This is a genomic window from Providencia burhodogranariea DSM 19968 (assembly GCF_000314855.2).
Lineage (GTDB): Bacteria > Pseudomonadota > Gammaproteobacteria > Enterobacterales > Enterobacteriaceae > Providencia > Providencia burhodogranariea.
The window spans coordinates 1,278,194-1,299,533 of record NZ_KB233222.1; the positions used below are offsets into that span (position 1 = coordinate 1,278,194).

At 38.8% G+C, this 21,340-nt stretch carries 16 protein-coding genes; 13 read left to right on the forward strand and 3 right to left on the reverse strand.

The window, feature by feature from the left end:
* Nucleotides 1-234 precede the first annotated feature (234 nt).
* Nucleotides 235-1,248, forward strand: coding sequence for a fatty acid desaturase (locus OOA_RS05435; protein ID WP_008911132.1), 1,014 nt, complete (start codon nucleotides 235-237; stop codon nucleotides 1,246-1,248).
* Nucleotides 1,249-1,679: 431 nt separating this feature from the next.
* On the opposite strand, the gene gss is transcribed toward OOA_RS05435, so the two are convergent.
* Nucleotides 1,680-3,569, reverse strand: a complete 1,890-nt coding sequence (gene gss, locus OOA_RS05440) for a bifunctional glutathionylspermidine amidase/synthase (RefSeq protein WP_008911133.1) — start codon at nucleotides 3,567-3,569, stop codon at nucleotides 1,680-1,682.
* 839 nt (nucleotides 3,570-4,408) lie between these two features.
* On the opposite strand from gss, the gene atzF reads away from it, so the two are divergent.
* Genes atzF through urtE form a run of 8 tightly spaced genes read left to right on the forward strand, consistent with a single transcriptional unit; the run spans nucleotide 4,409 to nucleotide 16,023 of the window.
* A complete protein-coding gene (gene atzF, locus OOA_RS05445; RefSeq protein ID WP_008911134.1) occupies nucleotides 4,409-6,205 on the forward strand; it encodes an allophanate hydrolase in 1,797 nt (598 codons plus the stop codon).
* Between the two features lie 2 nt (nucleotides 6,206-6,207).
* The gene (uca, locus tag OOA_RS05450; RefSeq protein WP_008911135.1) at nucleotides 6,208-9,825 is read left to right on the forward strand and encodes an urea carboxylase; all 3,618 of its coding nucleotides are present in this window, start codon (nucleotides 6,208-6,210) and stop codon (nucleotides 9,823-9,825) included.
* A 15-nt stretch (nucleotides 9,826-9,840) separates the two neighbouring features.
* Entirely contained in the window at nucleotides 9,841-10,539 is a 699-nt protein-coding gene (locus tag OOA_RS05455; RefSeq protein WP_008911136.1) for a GntR family transcriptional regulator, read from the forward strand.
* A 29-nt stretch (nucleotides 10,540-10,568) separates the two neighbouring features.
* Nucleotides 10,569-11,837 (forward strand): urea ABC transporter substrate-binding protein, encoded by a 1,269-nt coding sequence (gene urtA, locus OOA_RS05460; RefSeq protein ID WP_008911137.1) that lies wholly within the window; start codon nucleotides 10,569-10,571, stop codon nucleotides 11,835-11,837.
* Nucleotides 11,838-11,897: 60 nt separating this feature from the next.
* Nucleotides 11,898-13,463, forward strand: a complete 1,566-nt coding sequence (gene urtB / locus OOA_RS05465) for an urea ABC transporter permease subunit UrtB (protein WP_008911138.1) — start codon at nucleotides 11,898-11,900, stop codon at nucleotides 13,461-13,463.
* Nucleotides 13,463-14,539 (forward strand): urea ABC transporter permease subunit UrtC, encoded by a 1,077-nt coding sequence (gene urtC / locus OOA_RS05470; RefSeq protein ID WP_008911139.1) that lies wholly within the window; start codon nucleotides 13,463-13,465, stop codon nucleotides 14,537-14,539. Before urtB ends, urtC begins: the two co-directional genes overlap by 1 nt.
* A complete protein-coding gene (urtD, locus tag OOA_RS05475) occupies nucleotides 14,532-15,323 on the forward strand; it encodes an urea ABC transporter ATP-binding protein UrtD (RefSeq protein WP_008911140.1) in 792 nt (263 codons plus the stop codon). Before urtC ends, urtD begins: the two co-directional genes overlap by 8 nt.
* 1 nt (nucleotide 15,324) lies before the next feature.
* On the forward strand, nucleotides 15,325-16,023 hold the full coding sequence (gene urtE / locus OOA_RS05480; protein WP_008911141.1) for an urea ABC transporter ATP-binding subunit UrtE: 699 nt from the start codon (nucleotides 15,325-15,327) through the stop codon (nucleotides 16,021-16,023).
* A gap of 108 nt (nucleotides 16,024-16,131) precedes the next feature.
* On the opposite strand, the gene OOA_RS05485 is transcribed toward urtE, so the two are convergent.
* Nucleotides 16,132-16,425 carry a chorismate mutase gene (locus OOA_RS05485; RefSeq protein WP_008911142.1) on the reverse strand — a complete coding sequence of 98 codons (294 nt, stop codon included), beginning with the start codon at nucleotides 16,423-16,425 and terminating at the stop codon, nucleotides 16,132-16,134.
* A 302-nt stretch (nucleotides 16,426-16,727) separates the two neighbouring features.
* Between OOA_RS05485 and OOA_RS05490 the strand changes: the two genes are divergently transcribed.
* From OOA_RS05490 to OOA_RS05500, 3 genes are read left to right on the forward strand one after another with little or no spacing between them, the layout of a single operon-like run.
* Nucleotides 16,728-17,618 (forward strand): formylglycine-generating enzyme family protein, encoded by an 891-nt coding sequence (locus OOA_RS05490; protein ID WP_008911143.1) that lies wholly within the window; start codon nucleotides 16,728-16,730, stop codon nucleotides 17,616-17,618.
* Nucleotides 17,615-18,157 (forward strand): carbapenem self-resistance protein CarG family protein, encoded by a 543-nt coding sequence (locus OOA_RS05495; protein ID WP_008911144.1) that lies wholly within the window; start codon nucleotides 17,615-17,617, stop codon nucleotides 18,155-18,157. Before OOA_RS05490 ends, OOA_RS05495 begins: the two co-directional genes overlap by 4 nt.
* Nucleotides 18,154-18,699 (forward strand): hypothetical protein, encoded by a 546-nt coding sequence (locus OOA_RS05500; RefSeq protein ID WP_008911145.1) that lies wholly within the window; start codon nucleotides 18,154-18,156, stop codon nucleotides 18,697-18,699. The genes OOA_RS05495 and OOA_RS05500 overlap by 4 nt, the downstream gene beginning before the upstream one ends.
* Nucleotides 18,700-18,875: 176 nt before the next feature.
* Here the strand turns inward: OOA_RS05500 and OOA_RS05505 are convergent, their stop codons facing one another.
* The gene (locus tag OOA_RS05505; protein ID WP_008911146.1) at nucleotides 18,876-19,886 is read right to left on the reverse strand and encodes an MBL fold metallo-hydrolase; all 1,011 of its coding nucleotides are present in this window, start codon (nucleotides 19,884-19,886) and stop codon (nucleotides 18,876-18,878) included.
* 679 nt (nucleotides 19,887-20,565) lie between these two features.
* Here OOA_RS05505 and OOA_RS05510 point away from each other — a divergent pair.
* Nucleotides 20,566-20,949 carry a hypothetical protein gene (locus tag OOA_RS05510; protein ID WP_008911147.1) on the forward strand — a complete coding sequence of 128 codons (384 nt, stop codon included), beginning with the start codon at nucleotides 20,566-20,568 and terminating at the stop codon, nucleotides 20,947-20,949.
* The last annotated feature ends 391 nt before the right edge of the window (nucleotides 20,950-21,340 follow it).

The window sequence follows — 21,340 nt, forward strand, 5'->3', positions numbered from 1 at the left end:
TTTAAGGGAAGTGGACACTATCACCTATTTGCTTCGATATAAGGTAATTTCGCTTTCATAAGATATAGGGCTTTTTATGAGATATTCGATATGAATATACTTTAAACTACTAACAGAAATCAATGAATGATAATAATTAACATTGATAATATGTTTAAATATATATTATTCTCTAATTATGAGTTCGATTCCTTATTTTTAACTAATCTAGTTTTCTCTATATTGAGGTGTAAAATGACTCATAATTATGAAGTAGTTAAAACAAGTTATATTAGAAAAGAAATAATGGATTATAATAAAAACTTACGGAATAAGCATAAATGGTTAAAATATCAAAATACGATAGGTTTAGGCGTGTTATTACTATTCATTGCTTTCTTCATTACAAGTTCTACTCTTTTTGTTTATGGTTACTTATCTTGGTGGGCATGTTTACTACTTAATACTTTTTTTATATCTATTGTTCATGAAATAGAACATGATTTAATCCATAATCTTTATTTTCGTAATAATAAAACTATCCATAACTTAATGATGCTTACAGTATGGTTGGTCAGGCCAAGTAGCGCGAACCCATGGATGAGACGAAAGCTCCATCTTGATCATCATAAAACATCGGGTACTCCAGAAGATATGGAGGAAAGAATTGTTGCAAATGGCACCCAATGGGGATTATTAAGATTCTTCCTTTCGATTGATTTAACATTATCATTAATTAAATTAGCATTCGAACTTCGTTCATCTACAAATAAAGGTCAATTAATAAAATTAGGATTAAAGTCATTCCTCCCTGTTACCTTATTAACGTGGATGCTTTGGTATTGTTTTCTAATTTTCAATGCTATTGATTTATTTTTTAATTTATCTGGAAGTCCAATTTTATGGTCAGAAGCTCAATTAGCATTTATACACTATCTTAATATGGCTACAGTGATACTTATTGGACCAAATATTTTGTGGTCGTTCTGCTTACATTTCATTACCTCCAATATTCACTATTATGGTGATATTGATGGAAAAAACATGATTCAGCAAACACAGGTATTTAATAGTATCTGGTTCTTACCTTTAAATTTATTCAGCGCTAATTTTGGTAGTACTCATAGTATTCATCATTTTGTTGTTAATGAACCATTTTATATCCGACAGATGTCTGCGCGTGTAGCACATAATGTAATGAAAGAAAATGGTGTTAGATTTAACGACTTTGGCACTTTTCGTCGTTCAAATCGCTGGTCTAAAAAATAAGATTCTAAATATTATTCTTAAAAAATAAATAGTTAGATATCAAAGGGGGTTAACATCCCCTATTTAATTTCCCTGAACCGTCTTACATAATCTCTATAGCATTAATGAAAATTTTGAGTATTACGACCTGTTTACTCCTGAGATTAAGCGCTGTTGTCTAAACCGCCTTCAAATCGCAAATAACCGCCAAATTCTTGATTTAACTGACCCTGCATAAAGTTTACAATTTGCGGATAATCTAATAAATCCATTATTTAAATTTAATCATAGGTAAAATAAAAGTGTTTAACCCGCTAAAACTGAGTGTCTGTTAAATTTCACATAGGATTACTTTCTGCCTTATACACACGATAGTTATCTTAAATGTCTAATTAAAACTTAAGCGAATTAGAAACTATCGGATGTTGGGGAGAATATTCTCCCCAACATTATTATGGCTGCTTAAGAAAATCTTCATCATCTAATATCCACAGCGGTTCCATATCGCTGTCTTTTTTGATAACTAATGATGGATCAGAACGAAGGCAAACTCCACCATAATGCCCCCCAACAGTAAATGTACACACTTGAATATAACGATCAGCGACTTTTGGTAAACACCATAGCTGCTGGTAGATATTTTCTTGCTGATTAAATTTGCCGCAAGTTTTATCTATAATTTCATCAAGATGATCGACTAAACCTATATTATTACCACAACGACCTGCTATTGGTTTTACGGCATAACCCGTCTCACGTAATTCATCATTGATCTCAAAATCGGTATCCAAAAGATAAGGGTGATGAGGAAATAATGACCATAGAATAGGCAGAATAGCTTTATTACTCGGAATGGAGGTCCATAATGGTTCAAAAATACAAATTTCAGGCTTTAACAGTACATCAATTAACCTAACATCGTTATGATGTGGATGCCCAGTACGGACTGGTAGAGCTGGGTGTTCAGCATCATGTTCACTTTCTTCGCGAATTTGCTCAAGAGCAGTTTCCCATGCCCATGTTTTCCAAACACACTTTAAGACTCGCCCTTCACCATCAAGAACTTGCCCAGTTTCATCCCAGACTAATTCATCAAAACCATGAATAATTTTACATTCAAAGCCTGCGTCGGTAATAGTGCGAGCCATAAATAGCGCATGATAATCTTCTTCACTATCTGCATCCTGCATTATGTGAATAAAAGGCTTAGCGGATGAATGTTTCCATGTATCGGTAAGCATTTCAATTAGTCGCGCCCCAGGATCTCGACCCGTTGTTAATTGAGCTACTTGTGCCCATTTATCGATAATAATCCCTGTCTCAGTATGGCAGGATGCGGAGTCAGCATTATATTCATAGACTTTCAATCCACGCTCATCCATACAAAAATCTAATCGTCCTGTGATCATGTCATGACGACGGTTTTGCCAAGAGCGACGTATACGAGGCCAGAGAATTTTAGGAATATCAAATAATTTCAGTAGATTATCATTTTTTAATACTTTTTCAGTTGCATGCAAATACATAAGGTGAACTTCATTAGTTGCTTGCATCAATTTACTTTCAGCCGTAGTCGAAATCGTAAAATATTCATGGGGATTGGCATTTAATTTATGCCCATGACTTGCTTTAACATAAGCTTGTTCTATTGGATTCGATTCATCCAACCATTTTTTACTAAAATCGACCTTATTGTCTAAGTTTGATAGATGAAGTTGCATTAATTTAGGGTTCACTTCTGGCTCAATATAAGCATATTGATTATTATCTGTTTGCACCATCCAGCCCAGAATATGAGTATCAGAAAAGGTATCTTTGAGCGTGTATACACCATTATCGAATATCAGTGGTAACTCTCTTGTCCATTGCTGACCACTAGGCAATTTATGATGTATAACATTCTGCTCCACAATACGGATTTTATCTTCATAAACCTGAGTGATAATTGCGACATGTCCAGTTTTTGTGAATTCTCCTCCCTCCCCCCAAACCAACAAGCTTCCAGCAACTGGTTTGACTTGGCTTCCGTTACTAAAGGCCTCAAGAGGCAAAATACCATCATCGACGGCATGCCGTAAAAATCGCAAAGAAAAAAGTTCATATGCCATGCCAACATCGGTAAACACAACACCATGATTAAGATATAAAAAACGGCGAGCGAACTCTACACACTGCCATTTATAGCCCATATATTCATTGCCAATATAACTTCTAAAGGAGATATCATCATTCTTATCAAGTTCTGATAGCGAGTTGTAATCCGATGAATAGATAGCTACCCCACCCGGAGCATATCCCAGTAATGTACCAAAGGGTTGATGTTCAGTAATGATTAAATTCATGATATAGCTCCATCGTAATTAAAATTATATGTTTGCTAATGATTAGTATACGCCCGTAAAATATAAAACATCTCTATTTTTAGCAAGTATTCTTATTTTAATTAGAGTCGTAAAGACAATAAAAGGCGCACTATTTTATATCTAATATTGAGTATATATAAAACAAAGTAAATATACTTAACATGTAAACAATGGTCAGCATATTTTTTCTAAATAAAATGAAGTAATCCCTCAAGTTCAGATGATGCGATAGATGCTAAAATCATATTTCAATACAGCTAACAAATTAAAAAAAGCATAATAACATTTAATAATACAAACAATTAGCTATTAAAAAATAAACCAATCAATTCTAGAGCAATAACTTATCTCATCAAATTAATTATGATTAATAAATTTATCATCTATAAATCTTAATCTACATAGCAAAATATTTATATAAATATAAAATCAGAATATATTTACTACCTATTCCTGATTTACTTAGAATTTTACTTAATAATTTAATCTATAATACCGCTATTTATACACATCAATTTTAAAGTAATTTAAGCTAATTTATAAGTCTTGTTTAGCCTCTTTTCATTGATTAATAGAACTCCAATTGTTCCTGAATTTATTAATTCCTTCATCACCATTATACGTTAGTCAATGACATATGAAATTCTATGGTTGCATTTTAAATAATAACATTTTTGGTGCAATTATTGCCCTAGAATGGAGTTCTTATTAGTGGAAAAGTTCTTCACAAAAAAATTACAGTTAAAAATCAAACGGATGAAAACTGGCATGTTACTTGCTTAATGAGTTCTATCTTGTATACCGATATGGATTTATCAATGAGAACATTAAAAGTAAATACTCTCAAAGAATGGCAAGAACATATATCTCTTAATGCCGATAATATCGAAGAGATATTAATACAATTTATTGAAAACCTCTCCAAAGATGATTTGGCATGGATTTATATTGCAACTAAACAGCAGATACGTGAACAATTAAACAATATACTTCCCATTTATCAGCAAACGCCTCAAATGCTTCCATTATTCGGTATTCCCTTTGCAGTTAAAGATAATATTGATATTGCTGGCTGGCAGACCACCGCAGCTTGCCCGGCATTTGCTTACTGTGCTGATACAGATGGAACCGCAGTTGCCAAACTTAAAGCCGCTGGCGCTATTGTCGTGGGAAAAACTAACCTCGACCAATTTGCCACTGGCTTAGTGGGTGTTCGTTCTCCTTATGGGCACGTCACTAACAGCTTTAACCCTGATTATGTCAGTGGAGGTTCTAGTTCTGGCTCAGCCTCTGTCGTTGCTCGTGGTTTAGTCCCTTTTTCACTTGGAACCGATACCGCAGGATCTGGCCGAGTCCCCGCAGGATTTAATAATATTGTCGGCCTTAAACCTACCAAAGGTTGGTTATCTGCTAGTGGTGTCGTTCCTGCCTGTCGCTTAAATGACACAATTTCTATATTTGCTCTGACAGTAGAAGATGCTTTTACTATCGCGAGTTTGGCTGGAGGTTACGATCCTAGTGATGCCTATTCCCGCATCAACCCACAAACTGCTCCTGCCAATATCAAATATATAGCAAATTTTGCTATCCCTGATAATCCCGAATTTTTCAATGATCAATATGCCGAATCCGCATGGGATGCAGCATTGGAACAACTACGAGCGAGTGGCGCTAATTTACACCCTATTGACTTCACGCCTTTTCATCAATTAGCAGAGCAGCTCTATTGTGGCCCTTGGGTTGCTGAGCGCACAGCTGCCATAGGTGAAGTACTGAACCGACCTAAAGAAATGAACCCTGTAGTTTATGACATTATAAGTAAAGGCCTGAATTACAACGCAGTAGAAGCTTATAAAGCTGAATACTTACGTGCGGAGCTGACTCGTCACATCCAGCAAACATTGTCTGCCTTTGATGGGTTGATAGTGCCCACCTCACCAACAATCCATACGTTAGAAGAAATGAAACAGCAGCCAATACAATACAACTCGCAGTTTGGTACTTACACCAATTTCACTAATCTAGCAGATCTTTCAGCTCTAGCATTACCTGCACCTTTCCGAACCGATGGTTTACCAGCCGGTATCACAGTAATTGCACCAGCATGGCACGATCGAGCACTAGCTGAATTTGGCTTGCGCTGGCAGCAACAATTATTGTTACCACTCGGCGCCACAGGTCAATCACAACCAACTCAATGTCGTGTACTGCCTCCTTCAAAAAATCACGTCAGAGTTGCTGTCGTGGGGGCTCATCTCTCGGGGATGCCACTAAATTTCCAACTCACTACTCGCCAAGCTGTGCTGGTAGAAGAAACGGTAACATCTAACCATTATCGATTGTTTGCGTTGCTAGATAGCACAATAAAAAAACCCGGTCTTTTGCGCGATGAACAAGGATCAGCAATTAGCGTTGAGCTTTGGGATATTCCTCTTGCACGTTTTGGCGAATTTGTAGCTGAAATTCCAGCACCACTTGGCATAGGCTCATTAACGCTTGCAGATGGTCGTAGCGTTAAAGGCTTTATTTGTGAACCAGAGGCGCTGAAACATGCACTGGAAATCACTGAATTTGGCGGCTGGCGTAATTGGCTAGCAACACAACGGAGTAAATAATTATGTTTAGTACTGTTTTAATTGCCAATCGTGGCGAAATTGCCTGTCGTGCCATCCGTACCCTTAAACGCCTTGGTATAAAAAGTGTGGCGGTCTATTCCGATGTGGATCGTAATGCACAACATGTTAAAGAAGCTGACATAACGATCGCTTTAGGAGGAGACAAAGCAAGTGATAGCTATCTACGTATCGACAAAATTCTAACTGCCGCGAAACAAAGTGGTGCTGAAGCTATTTGGCCGGGTTATGGTTTTCTCTCCGAAAGTCTTCCGTTTGCCACGGCTTGTGAACAAGCTGGTATTGTATTTGTTGGTCCAACAGCACAGCAAATTGCCGAATTTGGCCTCAAACATCGTGCCCGTGATTTAGCTGCTAGCGCAGGTGTACCAATGACACCCGGAACCGCCTTGCTTAGCTGTATAGAAGAAGCCTTAGTTGCTGCTGAAGATATTGGTTATCCCGTAATGCTAAAAAGCACCGCAGGTGGTGGCGGTATTGGGCTAACTCGCTGTGCAGATGCTGATTCATTGGTTAATGCTTGGGAAAGTGTACGTCGCTTGGGAGAGCAATTCTTCAGTGATGCTGGTGTATTTATCGAACGTTGTATCGATCGTGCCCGCCATGTAGAAGTTCAAATTTTCGGTGATGGTCATGGCAAGGTTATCGCCTTAGGTGAGCGGGACTGTTCACTACAACGCCGCAATCAAAAAATAGTAGAAGAAACTCCGGCGCCTGATCTACCGCAAGCGACTCGTGAAGCACTACTGGCTTCGGCTGTGCGTCTCGGAGAACTGGTTAATTATCGTAGTGCGGGTACCGTGGAATATATCTACGACCGTGATAATGATGCCTTTTATTTTTTGGAAGTGAACACACGTTTGCAGGTCGAGCACCCCGTTACCGAGTTAGTCACGGGTCTTGACCTAGTAGAATGCATGCTAAAAGTAGCTGCTGGCGACAAACTAGATTGGGCATGTATGCAACAAGCACCCCAAGGTGTTTCGATTGAAGTGCGTCTGTATGCAGAAGATCCACTGAAAAACTTTCAACCCAGTCCCGGTATATTAACCGTAGTTAGCTTCCCAGAAAATGTGCGTGTGGATGGTTGGGTTAACACTGGCACTGAAGTCTCAACCTACTACGATCCTATGATTGCCAAGTTGATTGTTCATGCAAGTAGTCGTGATGTCGCGTTGATAAAATTAAAAGAAGCATTAGCGACTACACAATTGCATGGCATCGCCACTAATCTTGACTATTTACGCCAAATTGTTGCAACCGAATCTTTTACCACTGGTAAGGTATGGACGCGTTTTCTTGATAGTTTTATCCCTTCTGCAAGTATGATTGAAGTACTACAGCCAGGCACCTTCAGTAGTATTCAAGATTTTCCCGGTCGACTTGGATATTGGAATATTGGTGTTCCACCATCTGGTCCAATGGATGATTTTGCTTTTCGCCTTGCCAACCGTATCGTCGGTAACCATGAAAGCGCAGCTGGGCTGGAATTTACATTACAAGGGCCAATACTGCGTTTTCATAAGGATGCCGTGATTGCTTTGACCGGTGCTGATTGCCCTGCGGATCTCGATGGCATACCCGTTAGCTATTGGGTACCTACCACCGTGAAATCCGGTCAAATATTGAGTTTAGGTCGTGTACAAAGTGGTTGTCGCACTTACCTTGCCGTTCGTAATGGCCTTGATGTCCCTGAATATTTAGGTAGTCGCTCAACCTTCTCTCTTGGCCAATTTGGGGGACATGCTGGACGCATACTGAGAATAATGGATATGCTACCAATTTCGCAACCACAATTAGCTGCCTGCACAACACCAGCACCAATTAGCGAACCTCAAGCGATAGAATTAGCACTAATTCCGCATTATAGTCGCGAGTGGTACATTGGCGTACTCTACGGCCCCCATGGTGCACCTGATTTTTTTACACCAACTGCGATTGAGGAATTTTTTGCTAGCGACTGGCAAGTACATTACAACTCTAACCGGTTAGGTGTGCGATTGATTGGTCCGAAACCCACGTGGGCACGAGCAAACGGTGGTGAAGCCGGATTACACCCTTCAAATGTTCATGATTGTGAATATGCCATTGGAGCGATCAATTTTACGGGTGATTTCCCCGTAATTCTGACACACGATGGTCCTAGTTTGGGAGGCTTTGTTTGCCCAGTAACCATTGCTAAAGCTGAACTATGGAAGGTTGGGCAAGTCAAGCCTGGGGATAGCATTCGTTTTTATCCAATCAGCATAGAGCAAGCGGCCGAGCTTGAAAAAGCTCAGTTACACAGCATTGAAACTCTCCATACTGTACCCGTTACCTGTTTTGATGTGCCTTCACTCGCCGCTACTGAGATTGGTTCTGCCACTTTATTAGCCGCTTTACCTGCAACTAAAGAAACACCAACCGTAGTATATCGTCAGGCCGGTGATAAATATGTACTGATTGAATATGGGGATAATCAATTAGATTTGGCGTTACGTTTGCGTGTCCATTTATTAATGAATGTATTACGTGAACGTGTAGTTAGTGGTGTAGAAGAACTCTCCCCTGGAGTACGCTCACTACAAATTCGTTATAACAACCTGATTTTAAAGCAATCGCAATTAATAGCGTTACTGTTAGAGCTGGAAACTGGCTTGGGGAATGTTAATCAGTTAAAAGTACCATCTCGTATTGTTTGGTTGCCAATGGCATTTGAAGATAGTGCTACTCTCGATGCTGTAACACGTTACAAAGAAACCGTATGCACTAATGCTCCTTGGTTACCCAATAACGTTGATTTTATTCAGCGTATTAATGGATTATCCAGCCGTGAAGTCGTGCGCGATACCCTATTTGATGCCAGTTATCTGATCCTAGGCCTTGGCGATGTTTATCTTGGCGCACCCTGTGCCGTCCCCATTGACCCACGGCATCGTCTTTTAAGTTCCAAATACAGCCCTGCACGCACCTTTACTGCCGAAGGCACTGTCGGTATCGGCGGTATGTATATGTGTATATATGGAATGGATTCACCCGGCGGCTATCAGTTAGTTGGTCGAACGTTGCCAATCTGGAATAAATTTTTGAAAAACCCACAGTTTGAGGCTGGCCAGCCTTGGCTACTGCAATTCTTCGATCAAGTGCGTTTTTATCCGGTGAGTGAATCAGAATTGACGGTGTTACGTGAGGATTTCCGTGAAGGCCGTGCCCAAATTCGTATCGAAGAGACACAATTTGATTTTGCTGAACATCAACAGTTTTTGGCAGAACATGCAGATTCCATCGCTGAATTTCGCAACCGTCAGTCCAAAGCCTTTGAGCAAGAAGTCGCACTCTGGGAACAAGAAGAAGCAGAAACGGTAAACATCAACGAAATAATTCATTCGCCTAAAGATATCGATGAAAGTGCTCTACCTATTTGTGCAGACATGAACGGTAATGTTTGGAAAGTATTAGTTCAGCCTGCTGATGTTGTCACTACAGGTCAAACCCTGATTATCGTTGAAGCAATGAAGATGGAGTTATCCATTGTGGCACCACAAAGTGGCACAGTAAAGCGCATTGCCTGTCAGGCTGGCCGTTCGGTGAGTCCGGGTGATAATTTGCTGTGGCTGGAATAATAAGGAAGTTCCGTGATGACAAACATACAACGCAGCAAAGTTCGTCGAGAGGCTTTGTCGGAGAAAGTCTATCAAGCTCTGAAGAACGATATTTTCGAATTTCGTATGTTACCCGGCGATCATTTTAGCGAGAGCGAAATTGCTGAACGGATGGAAGTCAGTCGTACACCAGTACGTCAGGCACTATTCTGGTTAGAACGTGAAGGTTATGTCGAAGCTTGGTTTCGTAGTGGCTGGCAGGTAAAACCACTTAATTTCGAATATTTCGAAGAGCTATACGATTTACGTACTGTTCTGGAGTGTGAAGCTGTACGACGTCTAGGTTATCAACCTATACAGCATTGCCAAAACCTTTTAGCCGAACTGAGGTTGTTCTGGATCGATAACTTACCGATTCAAGATGGCAAGTTGGTATCACTGCAGGATGAAGCCTTCCATATTGCACTGGTCAAAACTCTGAATAACGAAGAAATGCTCCGGATTCATAACGAATTAACAGAAAAAATCCGCATTGTCAGACGCCTTGATTTTACTCGTGACGACAGGATAAATGCCACTTATCAAGAGCACTCTAAAATTTTACAGGCGATTTTTCAACAACAAACTGGACTGGCACAACATATTCTGACTGAGCATATCGCCGCGAGTAAAGCAGAGGTCAGAAAAATCACGTTACACATGTTACATCAAGCAAAGCTTCAAGTTACCCAATAACCACAGTTTACATATTAGGGAATTAAATGATGAAAAGACGTTCGTTGATTAAGGCCTTTGTCGTTTCTGCGACTATGAGCTTCATAGGTTTTACCTTTACTGTTCAGGCTGTTGATACCATTAAAGTGGGGATCCTTCATTCTCTGTCTGGCACTATGGCGATTTCAGAGACACCGTTAAAAGATGTAGCACTGATGACTATTGATGAAATTAACGCCAAAGGTGGTGTTCTGGGTAAAAAATTGGAGCCAGTCGTCGTTGACCCAGCATCTAATTGGCCGCTATTTACGGAGAAAGCTCGCCAGTTGCTGACTCAGGATAAAGTATCCGTTGTATTTGGTGCTTGGACATCAGTATCCCGTAAATCAGTATTGCCAGTATTTGAAGAACTAAATGGTCTTTTATTTTATCCAGTGCAATACGAAGGGGAAGAAATGTCACCCAATGTGTTCTATACCGGCGCAGCTCCTAACCAACAAGCAATTCCAGCGGTGCAATACCTGATAAGTGATGATGGTGGCGGTGCAAAACGTTTCTTCTTGCTGGGCACTGATTATGTTTATCCACGCACTACAAATAAAATCCTACGCGCTTTTCTACATTCAAAAGGGATAGAGGATAAAGATATTCAAGAAGTGTACACGCCTTTTGGTTATAGCGATTACCAAACAATCGTTTCCAATATTAAGAAATTTTCTGCTGGCGGTAAAACAGCAGTAATATCGACCATCAATGGTGATTCTAACGTGCCTTTCTATAAAGAGCTAACCAATCAAGGGATTAAAGCCACTGACATCCCAGTTATTGCTTTCTCAGTGGGCGAAGAAGAATTACGTGGCATTGATACGAAGCCATTAGCAGGTCAACTCGCGGCGTGGAACTACTTTGAATCCGTAGATAACCCAACCAATAAAAAATTTGTTGAGGATTATCGCGCTTATGCCAAAGCACATAATTTACCTAATGCAGGTACGGTAGTTACTAACGACCCGATGGAAGCAACTTATGTGGGCATCCATATGTGGGCTCAGGCAGTAGAGAAAGCTGGCACTACTGATGTAGATAAAGTACGAACTGCAATGGCTGGACAGACATTTTCAGCTCCAAGTGGCTTTACTCTCACCATGGATCCAACCAACCATCATCTGCACAAGCCCGTCATGATTGGTGAAGTGGAATCGGATGGCCAATTTAACGTAGTCTGGCAGACCGATAAACCAATACGTGCTCAACCATGGAGTCCGTATATCGAGGGTAATGATAAGAAGCCTGACTCCCCAATGAAAACCACTGACTAACCACCTCGACGGAGGTTACTTCAATCTCCGTTAATCTATTTTAAGCATCGGAGTCGCAAAATGACCTTACGAAACTTATTTCTCAGCTTGCTGCTGATGCTACCGCTGTTTGCTAATGCAGGGACAGCAGCTGAATTCACAGCAGCAAGCCGTCCCCAACAGGTTATATTACTCCAACAATGGGCGGCTGTACCTCAGGATAATCGCCTACCACTATTAGAAGCATTGAGTAATGAAACAGTGGTCATTGACCAAGATCATCAGCCTTTTAATCAACAGGGGGATAACTTTTACTCTCTCGATACGGCTAAAAAACCGAATGGTGAAACTAAAAAGCTGTTTATAAATAACCGACTGCGTGTGTTAATTGCCAGCGCTTTGGCTGCTCATCAATTAGTGAGTAATAATCCCACTATACGCTTACAAGCAGCACAGAAGTTACAACGTAACTCAACGATAGAGCAATTACCATTAATTGAACAACATCTTGCTGGTGAGCGCGATACTAAGGTGCATGCTATTTTGGCGATTACTGCTGCAAATCTACAACTGGCTAGCAGTGATGCTCAAATACGGCTCAAAGCGGTAAAACTTCTGGGAGAATCAAATGACCCTAATAGTCAGGTAAAGCTTCAACAGCTCACTCATATTGATAATGAGCCTGATGCACAAGTTCGTACTTCAGCGGCAAAAAGCCTGCAACAAATCGAACATCGCCTTCTATGGGGTGACCTACTCGGTCAGGCGTTTAGTGGTATATCATTGGGATCAATTCTGCTATTGGCAGCTTTGGGATTGGCGATTACTTACGGGTTACTTGGTGTAATTAATATGGCTCATGGTGAAATGCTTATGCTAGGTGCTTATGCAACTTGGTTGATTCAAAATTTGTTTCAGCAGTTTGCACCTCAATGGCTGGATTGGTATCCACTTATAGCATTACCTGTCGCTTTTCTAGTTGCAGCCATAATGGGCATGCTTTTAGAGCGTACCATAATCCGTCATTTGTATGGGCGGCCACTTGAAACATTACTTGCCACTTGGGGAATTAGTCTAATGCTAATTCAACTGATACGTATGCTATTTGGAGCTCAAAACCTAGAGGTATCTAATCCTAGCTGGCTTTCTGGTGGGCTGCAGGTATTACCAAACCTAGTTCTGCCTTATAACCGAATTGCAGTGATTTTATTTGTATTTGCCGTACTAGGCCTAACTTGGTTATTACTAAATAAAACCCGTATGGGGTTAAGCTTGCGTGCGGTAACACAAAACCGCGCCATGGCAGACTGCTGTGGCGTTCCTACTGGCCGTGTCGATATGCTGGCATTTGGCTTGGGTTCAGGTATTGCTGGCCTTGGTGGTGTGGCACTTTCACAACTAAGCAATGTTGGCCCTGAGTTGGGTCAAGGATATATTATCGACTCGTTCCTCGTTGTGGTATTAGGAGGTGTAGGCCAGTTGGCAGGTACTGTCGTTGCGGCCTTTAGCTTAGGGATCCTAAATAAAGTCCTTGAGCCACAAGTAGGCGCAGTTCTAGGCAAAATTCTAATTTTAGTCTTTATCGTGTTGTTTATTCAGAAACGACCACAAGGTTTATTTGCTCTCAAAGGGAGGATTATTGACTAATGAGCCAACCATTCACTTTAACTGTGGTTCGTAAAGTACCACGCCTAGCCCTCAGTCTTGGCATCATTATTACACTGCTATTATTGATTATGCCGTTCTTAGCTCTATTGCCCGCCAGTCATCCACTGGCTGTTTCAACCTACACACTGACCTTGGTCGGCAAGATCCTCTGCTATGCCATTGTTGCAGTAGCTCTTGATCTGGTGTGGGGATACGCGGGATTATTATCCTTAGGTCATGGTCTATTTTTTGCTCTCGGTGGTTACGCGATGGGGATGTATTTAATGCGCCAAGCTGCGGGAGATGGCCTTCCCTCATTTATGTCATTTCTATCATGGAATGAATTACCATGGTTTTGGACAGGAACTCAACACTTCGCTTGGGCGCTCTGTTTAATTGTTTTAGTTCCAGGATTGCTGGCATTGATCTTCGGTTTTTTTGCCTTTCGCTCAAAGATTAAAGGTGTCTACTTTTCAATAATGACGCAAGCACTTACCTATGCAGGCATGCTATTACTGTTTCGTAACGAAACTGGCTTTGGTGGCAATAATGGCTTTACAGGGTTCACCACCCTACTTGGCTTTAATATCACAGCCACTGGCACCCGTATCAGTCTTTTTGTCGCGACAGTATTACTCCTTTTGATTAGCCTAATAATTGGTTTTGCATTAGCGCGCAGTAAATTTGGTCGCGTGCTGACTGCCGTGCGCGATGCTGAAAACCGTCTGATGTTCTGTGGTTATGATCCTAAAGGTTTTAAATTATTTGTTTGGGTACTTTCTGCTGTGATGTGTGGATTAGCTGGAGCACTCTATGTTCCACAAGTCGGTATCATTAATCCCAGTGAAATGTCCCCGACTAACTCGATTGAAGCTGCGATTTGGGTGGCTATTGGTGGTCGTGGCACTTTGATTGGCCCGTTATTTGGCGCCGTGATTGTTAACGGCGCTAAAAGCTGGTTTACCGTTGCATTCCCTGAATATTGGCTATTTTTCCTTGGTTTAATGTTTATTTTAGTTACGTTATTTTTACCGCGTGGTGTTATTGGGTTAGTGCGTCGGAGGAGAGATGACTGATCAACTATTTACGAAGATCCAACTAGCAGATCGCTTTCGTGATCAAAATGACCCAGTGCTGTTGCTCAAAAATATCAATGTCTCTTTCGATGGCTTTCGCGCACTAACTGATCTGTCACTACAAATTGGGGTTGGTGAATTACGCTGTATTATTGGACCCAATGGCGCGGGTAAAACTACGCTGATGGATGTTATAACGGGTAAGACACAGCCAGATACTGGCAGAGTCATTTTCGATCAAGATATCGATTTAACCAGTCTATCGCCTGTCGAGATTGCACGAGCTGGGATTGGTCGTAAATTTCAAAAACCCACGGTATTTGAGGCATTAACGGTATTTGAAAATCTTGAGATTGCGTTAAAGGATGATAAATCGGTATGGGGTAGCCTACGAGCTAAGCTCAATAGTGAGCAACGGGATCATATTGATGAAACACTCCAATTGCTAAAGCTTGGTAACAAGCGGCAGCGTAAAGCAGGTTTGCTTTCTCACGGGCAAAAACAATTTCTTGAAATTGGTATGTTGCTAGTACAGAAGCCACATTTACTGTTGCTTGATGAGCCAGCGGCTGGCATGACTGATGCTGAAACTGAGTACACAGCGGAACTATTCCGTAATTTAGCGGGTAAACACTCATTAATGGTAGTGGAACACGATATGGGTTTTGTAGAAACCATTGCCGATCACGTAACCGTACTACATCAAGGGCAAGTGTTAGCTGAAGGTTCATTACGCCAAGTGCAAGCTGATGATCGCGTTATCGACGTATATTTGGGGCGCTAATATGTTACAAGTTTCTGAACTAAATCAATATTATGGCGGCAGTCATATTCTTCGTGGTTTATCGTTTGAAGTTAAAAAAGGCGAAATTACCTGCCTTCTAGGTCGAAATGGCGTGGGGAAAACAACGTTATTAAAATGTTTAATGGGTTTAATTCCAGCCAAATCAGGTGAGATACGCTGGCAGGATAAAATGATTAATAACCACAAACCGCATCAACGAGTTCAAGCCGGTATCGCTTATGTTCCTCAAGGACGAGAAATATTTCCTCGCCTAACCGTAGAAGAAAACTTACTGATTGGGCTTTCATGCTTTCCTAGCGCACAAGCGAAGGTCATACCAGAAGAAATTTATCAATTATTCCCTGTGTTGCTAGAAATGAAAATGCGTCGTGGAGGAGATCTATCCGGTGGGCAACAACAGCAATTAGCTATCGGACGTGCTCTTGCCTGTAAACCTCAGTTGCTTATTCTTGATGAACCCACCGAAGGGATCCAGCCATCAGTTATTAAAGAAATTGGTGTAGTTATACAACAACTGGCACAGCGTGGTGATATGGCCATTTTATTGGTTGAACAATTTTATGATTTCGCGGCTGAACTGGCAGACACTTATTTAGTAATGTCACGAGGTGAGATAATACAAAAAGGATTAGGAAAAAATATGGGTCATGAAGGTGTGCGAGGATTAGTTGCCATTTAAGTTATCTAGCGTAGATATAAGCCGCCACATTTGGCGGCTTAGCTTATTTTTCCATATAAACAGGTAGAAATTTAACGTTGTGCCAATATGATAAAATAAACATAAGTATTAATTATGTTGCTCTAATTTTGCATGCTGTTGCAGTTCAAAATCAATAAATGCAGTAATCATTGTGCGGTAAACCTGTTCAATAATGTCTTCTGATAGCCCATTTAGTTTAGCTTGCTCCCTTACCTTATCAATTACTTGCTGTACTCGTTCAGGAGCACGAACTGCTTCACTATCCTTTTTAAACTTAGCAGCAGCTTTTACACATTCACTGCGCTGTGCAATAAGCGAAACTAACTGTGCATCTAAACTATCAATTACCTGCCTAACTGCCTCAATATTATCGAATTTCATTAATTTACCTAAATAATCAGTTATGGAGAGATAGATAATAACTTACCATTCTACTATTCAACAAACATTAATAAAAAACCCTACTCTTACTTTAAATTATATAATTAATATTGATTCATTTAATGGCAATAAATTTATGTTTTCGATTATCTACTGCATTAGAGAAATAAAAATTTATTTTTCTTGAAATATCATATTAAAGTATACATAAGCTTAGCTATTACCACCTGATAGTTTTTACCATTTGTCTTAAGATCATAAGCTGATATAAACTCATCAATTCCTTTTATCCAGTAATATCAATGCGTTTGAAACTATTACGTTTTATAGGTAGAACTTTTTTGTTTATTATGAAATATTTCGTTGTATTCATTTTTATAATTCCTAAACTTATTTACGCTTCTAGTTACTCATTTTCATTAATGAATGAGAGTTTAGTCGTACAAGGTAACTATTATGTGGGACCTGTGTTTGGTAAATATGATTATCAATCTAATACTAATGTTACACTCGATAGTTATTATATTATGCGTACAGAAATAACGTATAATTCCTATAATGAAACTCTACTCTGGGCTAGAGGTCATGGTTATAACTTCAATGATGGTTGTAATGGTTCAATCTATGATGATTGCCGCTCCTCAGAAGCTGATAATAAAGAACATCCCATTACCAATATAGCATGGTTAGATACAATCATATTTGCTAATGCTCTTAGTGAGAAATTAGGATTATCCCCTGTATATATAACAGAGCAAAATACCGTTCTACGTGATACTTCTCAATATAAATTCATAGTCAACTATCATGCCAATGGTTATCGATTACCTACTATGATTGAGTGGATGGTTGCTGCAAGAGGCGGCAAACCAGCTTTAGAAGATGGAACTTATGGGAATTATTATTCAGGAAGTAATAATGTTAAAGAGGTAGCTTGGTTTCCTACACCAAATACTGACCAATTTGGTACTTCCCCTGTAGGTAAATTAAAAGCGAATGCTCTATGGCTCTATGATATGAGTGGTAATGTTTATGAATGGGTTTATGACAGTGAGACTACATTCAATAATGCAATGTATTATTTCTGTGGAGGTAGCTATTTGCAGCCGGGTATATTATCAAGTTGTGATGTTCACAGTGCAGGATTTGTTATGCCAGACATAGGTTTTAGATTAGTGAGGTCAGCAAAATGATAATATCAAAAAAGTTCCTTATTATAATTCTTTTTTCCTTAAGCTTTAATTTATATAGCAGTACACTAGTAAAATTAAAAGATGGCCATAATTATATAGACCTTAATGGAAATGGTACTAAAGACATTGTTTTTTTCGCTTCCTTTGATAATAACACTTCACATCCTAATCATACTGCGACTTTTTTTATGCGAAAGAACAATCGCTGGTCTATTATTCTGGTTCCTGATGATGATGGTTTTGTTTGGAGTGACTTTAGTTTATCAGCTTCAATGACTAAAATAGTTGATTTTGAATTACATCAATATAAAAATACTTACTTTATGATAAAAGGGATAAAATTTTCAGAACTATATAACAGATCTGATTTAACTGACTATACAAAAATTAAATTTACACGTTATAAAATAGTCAGTAATCATACGGATCCAGGTGTTCCAGAGCTGTACTGGCAGCCAACAGGTAGCTATCTTACAAATGAGAAATACCTGAATGTAGATGAAGCCTTTAAGCTTCTAGATATGAGTAAATTTAAATGAGAATTTTATTTATCATATTTATAATGCAGTTTACTACTCAAGCTTATAGTTACGATAATGCTGAATATCAAAAAAAGATCCAAGATTTTTACAATAAACAACCATTATGTCTTGGCCCAACGAAATGGCCTGTATCAGTCATTATTGGTAATGATCTTTGGCTTAATGCGAAAATGGAATCATTTGTTGAATCTGGGCTGGCATTTTCGCACTTAAAATCAGGGGAAAAAATATGGGAACTCAGTAGAAATGGTAAACATGAGTTCTCTAAAGGACTCGGATTTTGTTATGGTAAAATCAAGGTGAAATCGATAGAAAACATTTACACAAATAATCAGGGGATTACAATTGTCGAATTCAAATATTTAATTAACAATCTCCCCGCTTGGGCCAAAAATAAATCAATAAGATTTTCCAATACGGATTTAGATAATATAATTTCTGGAATTGACAATGTTCGTTATCAAGCTATTTTTAAATGGAGCAATCGTAGTGGGTTAACTCTTTATTCAGAGCCAGAGCAAGTTGATTTATTGTATTAATTAGAAATAATGGCAATAATCTCAATCTTTAATTACGATTCGTTATACCGAATCGTAATTAAAGATTGAGATTATTGTACGCCTATCTAGAAAACACTAATACTAGTGCGATATATTGCTCTTTGAATAATTGTTATCAGGGGATTTGGTTCCCAATCAAGTTCCCCCAACTCAATTTACTCGACGTTTAAAAACCATTCCTGTGTTTTAGTTTCTGCATCAAAAACTTGCCCTTGATAAGGTGTCAGTGGGTGTAACCCCTTTTGTTTCATCAACGGAATACTTTTTCGCACTGGCTCATTCCACGGATGAAACGCCATTGTATATGCCCCCCAATGCACGGGAACTACACGTCGAGGTTTTATATCTACAGCTGCCTGTACAGTCTTTTCAGGTAGCATGTGATCATCTGGCCAGCGCCGGTCATATTGGCCATTTTCAATAAAAGCAATACTAATGTTAGGGAATCGTTGAGCAATTTCAGTAAAATGCGGACCATATGCGCTATCACCACTATAATAAATAGTTTCATCGTCCTGCTGAACAATATAGCCACCCCAAAAACTTTTATTACTGTCACTTAGACTGCGACCTGAATTATGCAATGCAGGTACTAATGTATAGTGGATACCTGCATATTCAATTGTTTGCCACCAATCTAGCTCATTAATATTGGCTTGATCAATACCAAAAGGCTTAAGATATTCTCCCATTCCCAAAGGTACAATAAATTGCACTTTTGTCTTCGCCATTTCCTGCAAAGTCTCACTTTCAAAGTGGTCATAATGATTATGAGATATTAGAACAACATCTGTTTGAGGCCATTCAGAAAGTGGTGCTGCGGGTTTCTGAAATCGGCGCATATTAATAACTAATGGTGATACTGATGAACCTAGAACAGGATCTGTCACTATGGTTTGTTTGCCAATACGCATTAATAAAGTGGAATGACCCAACCAAATAAACCGACTGATACCATCGTCACTTAAAAATAATGACCAATCCGGCTTTTCCATCTGAAATGTTGCTTTGGGTGCATATTGGCTTTCTCCACCCAACATTTTGAATAATCCAGATATACCATCAGTTATGGTTACACTGCGTAGTTCTTGTGGGTTAATAAATCTTTTTTTTATATTATCGTAATTGGCACTTTCAGGATAATTCGGATAGTCGCGCGAAAACACTTTGTAACCTACTATAATAGCCACAAGAATGGACAGAATTAGAACGATTGTCATTTTTTTATTTAATATCATCTGGATTGTTGATGTTATGTGCAACGGGGTAGACTTGATATTCTTCCGTTACAATGAATTGTTGTAAGGTTATAAATTAATGAAGTACCCATATAGCAACTAAAATAACCATATCTGAATATGCCTTCACTGTTTTTTTTGTCAAGAAAACCTATGCGTTAATAAAAAAAGTCACCTAACTATCGCATTATTTGTGACATTTTCTCCTGTCTACTGCAAATTAGTTCATCATAAAAAGATATCTCATATGCATCATGATAGCTCTTGTTATATATCGATAAAATCCATTTATGACTCGTTGAGTTATTTACTGAGACTAATTTCATAACCACCCGGTAAATTATAACCATACTAACAATATTACATAAGTATTATTAATGCTAAATGTGTTGCTCAAAAATAAAACGAATCTTTGGTTCCATTAGTAACGACATGTTATTAATGGAGTTTATTGCGATTATTCCTATCCAAATCTCTTTTCATTTCTTCATACTATCGATGAAAATTAATAATCACAAATATGTTGGCTAATAAATGAACCATTTTATAGTTAAAGAATTTTATGATTATTGCATTCCCTGCGGTCTGATAAATAAATAGGTTGTCAATGAAAGAACAAGCAAAAAATATTTTTTCTAAAACATTTGGTGGTTTAAAACTAAATTATTACTTACGTCATCTATTATTTGGTGCTGCTATTTCAGCAGTTCCATTTATGATCGGTTTTAGCAATACAGAAGGAAGTTCATTTAGCCTTTTTTTTATTGCGACAATAAATGCCCTGCTTTATCCATATTCACGATTTGTTTATGAGCAAATTATTGGTTATGTGATGGGTGATAACGTATTTATTGTTAATGCAATCTTACTGTTAGCGACTAAAGTTATCACCATGATAATTTGCTGGGGATTTTCAATATTCATAGCCCCTATCGGTTTGTTGTATTTATTTTATTACCATACCAAACAAGAAAAATTGTTATCCAAATGATGAATAAATAGAAATTTTAGTTATCTAATGGCTGCACTCAATAGCAGTCATTTTTGTATATATGATTCAATAAATTCCTGTTATTTATTCATGATAATGAAACTGCATAAAGATAACGACTGTGGGTATTGCAATGAAATCAGGATTAATCATTAATATATTTGTCCACCAGCATAATGCTCGATAACAGCGATATTGACCCCATGTTATTGAATGTTGAAGCCTTCTACCTACTTAAATTTAAAACAACTTATACGATGTTTTTTGAGCGAGCAATAACAGACACGTTGTATTATAAGCGAAGGAAATTCGAGGCTCGTGGATAAACATTGATTTATTTAGCTTACATTATTCCAATGTATAGACATTTATCATCCATTATAGAACGACT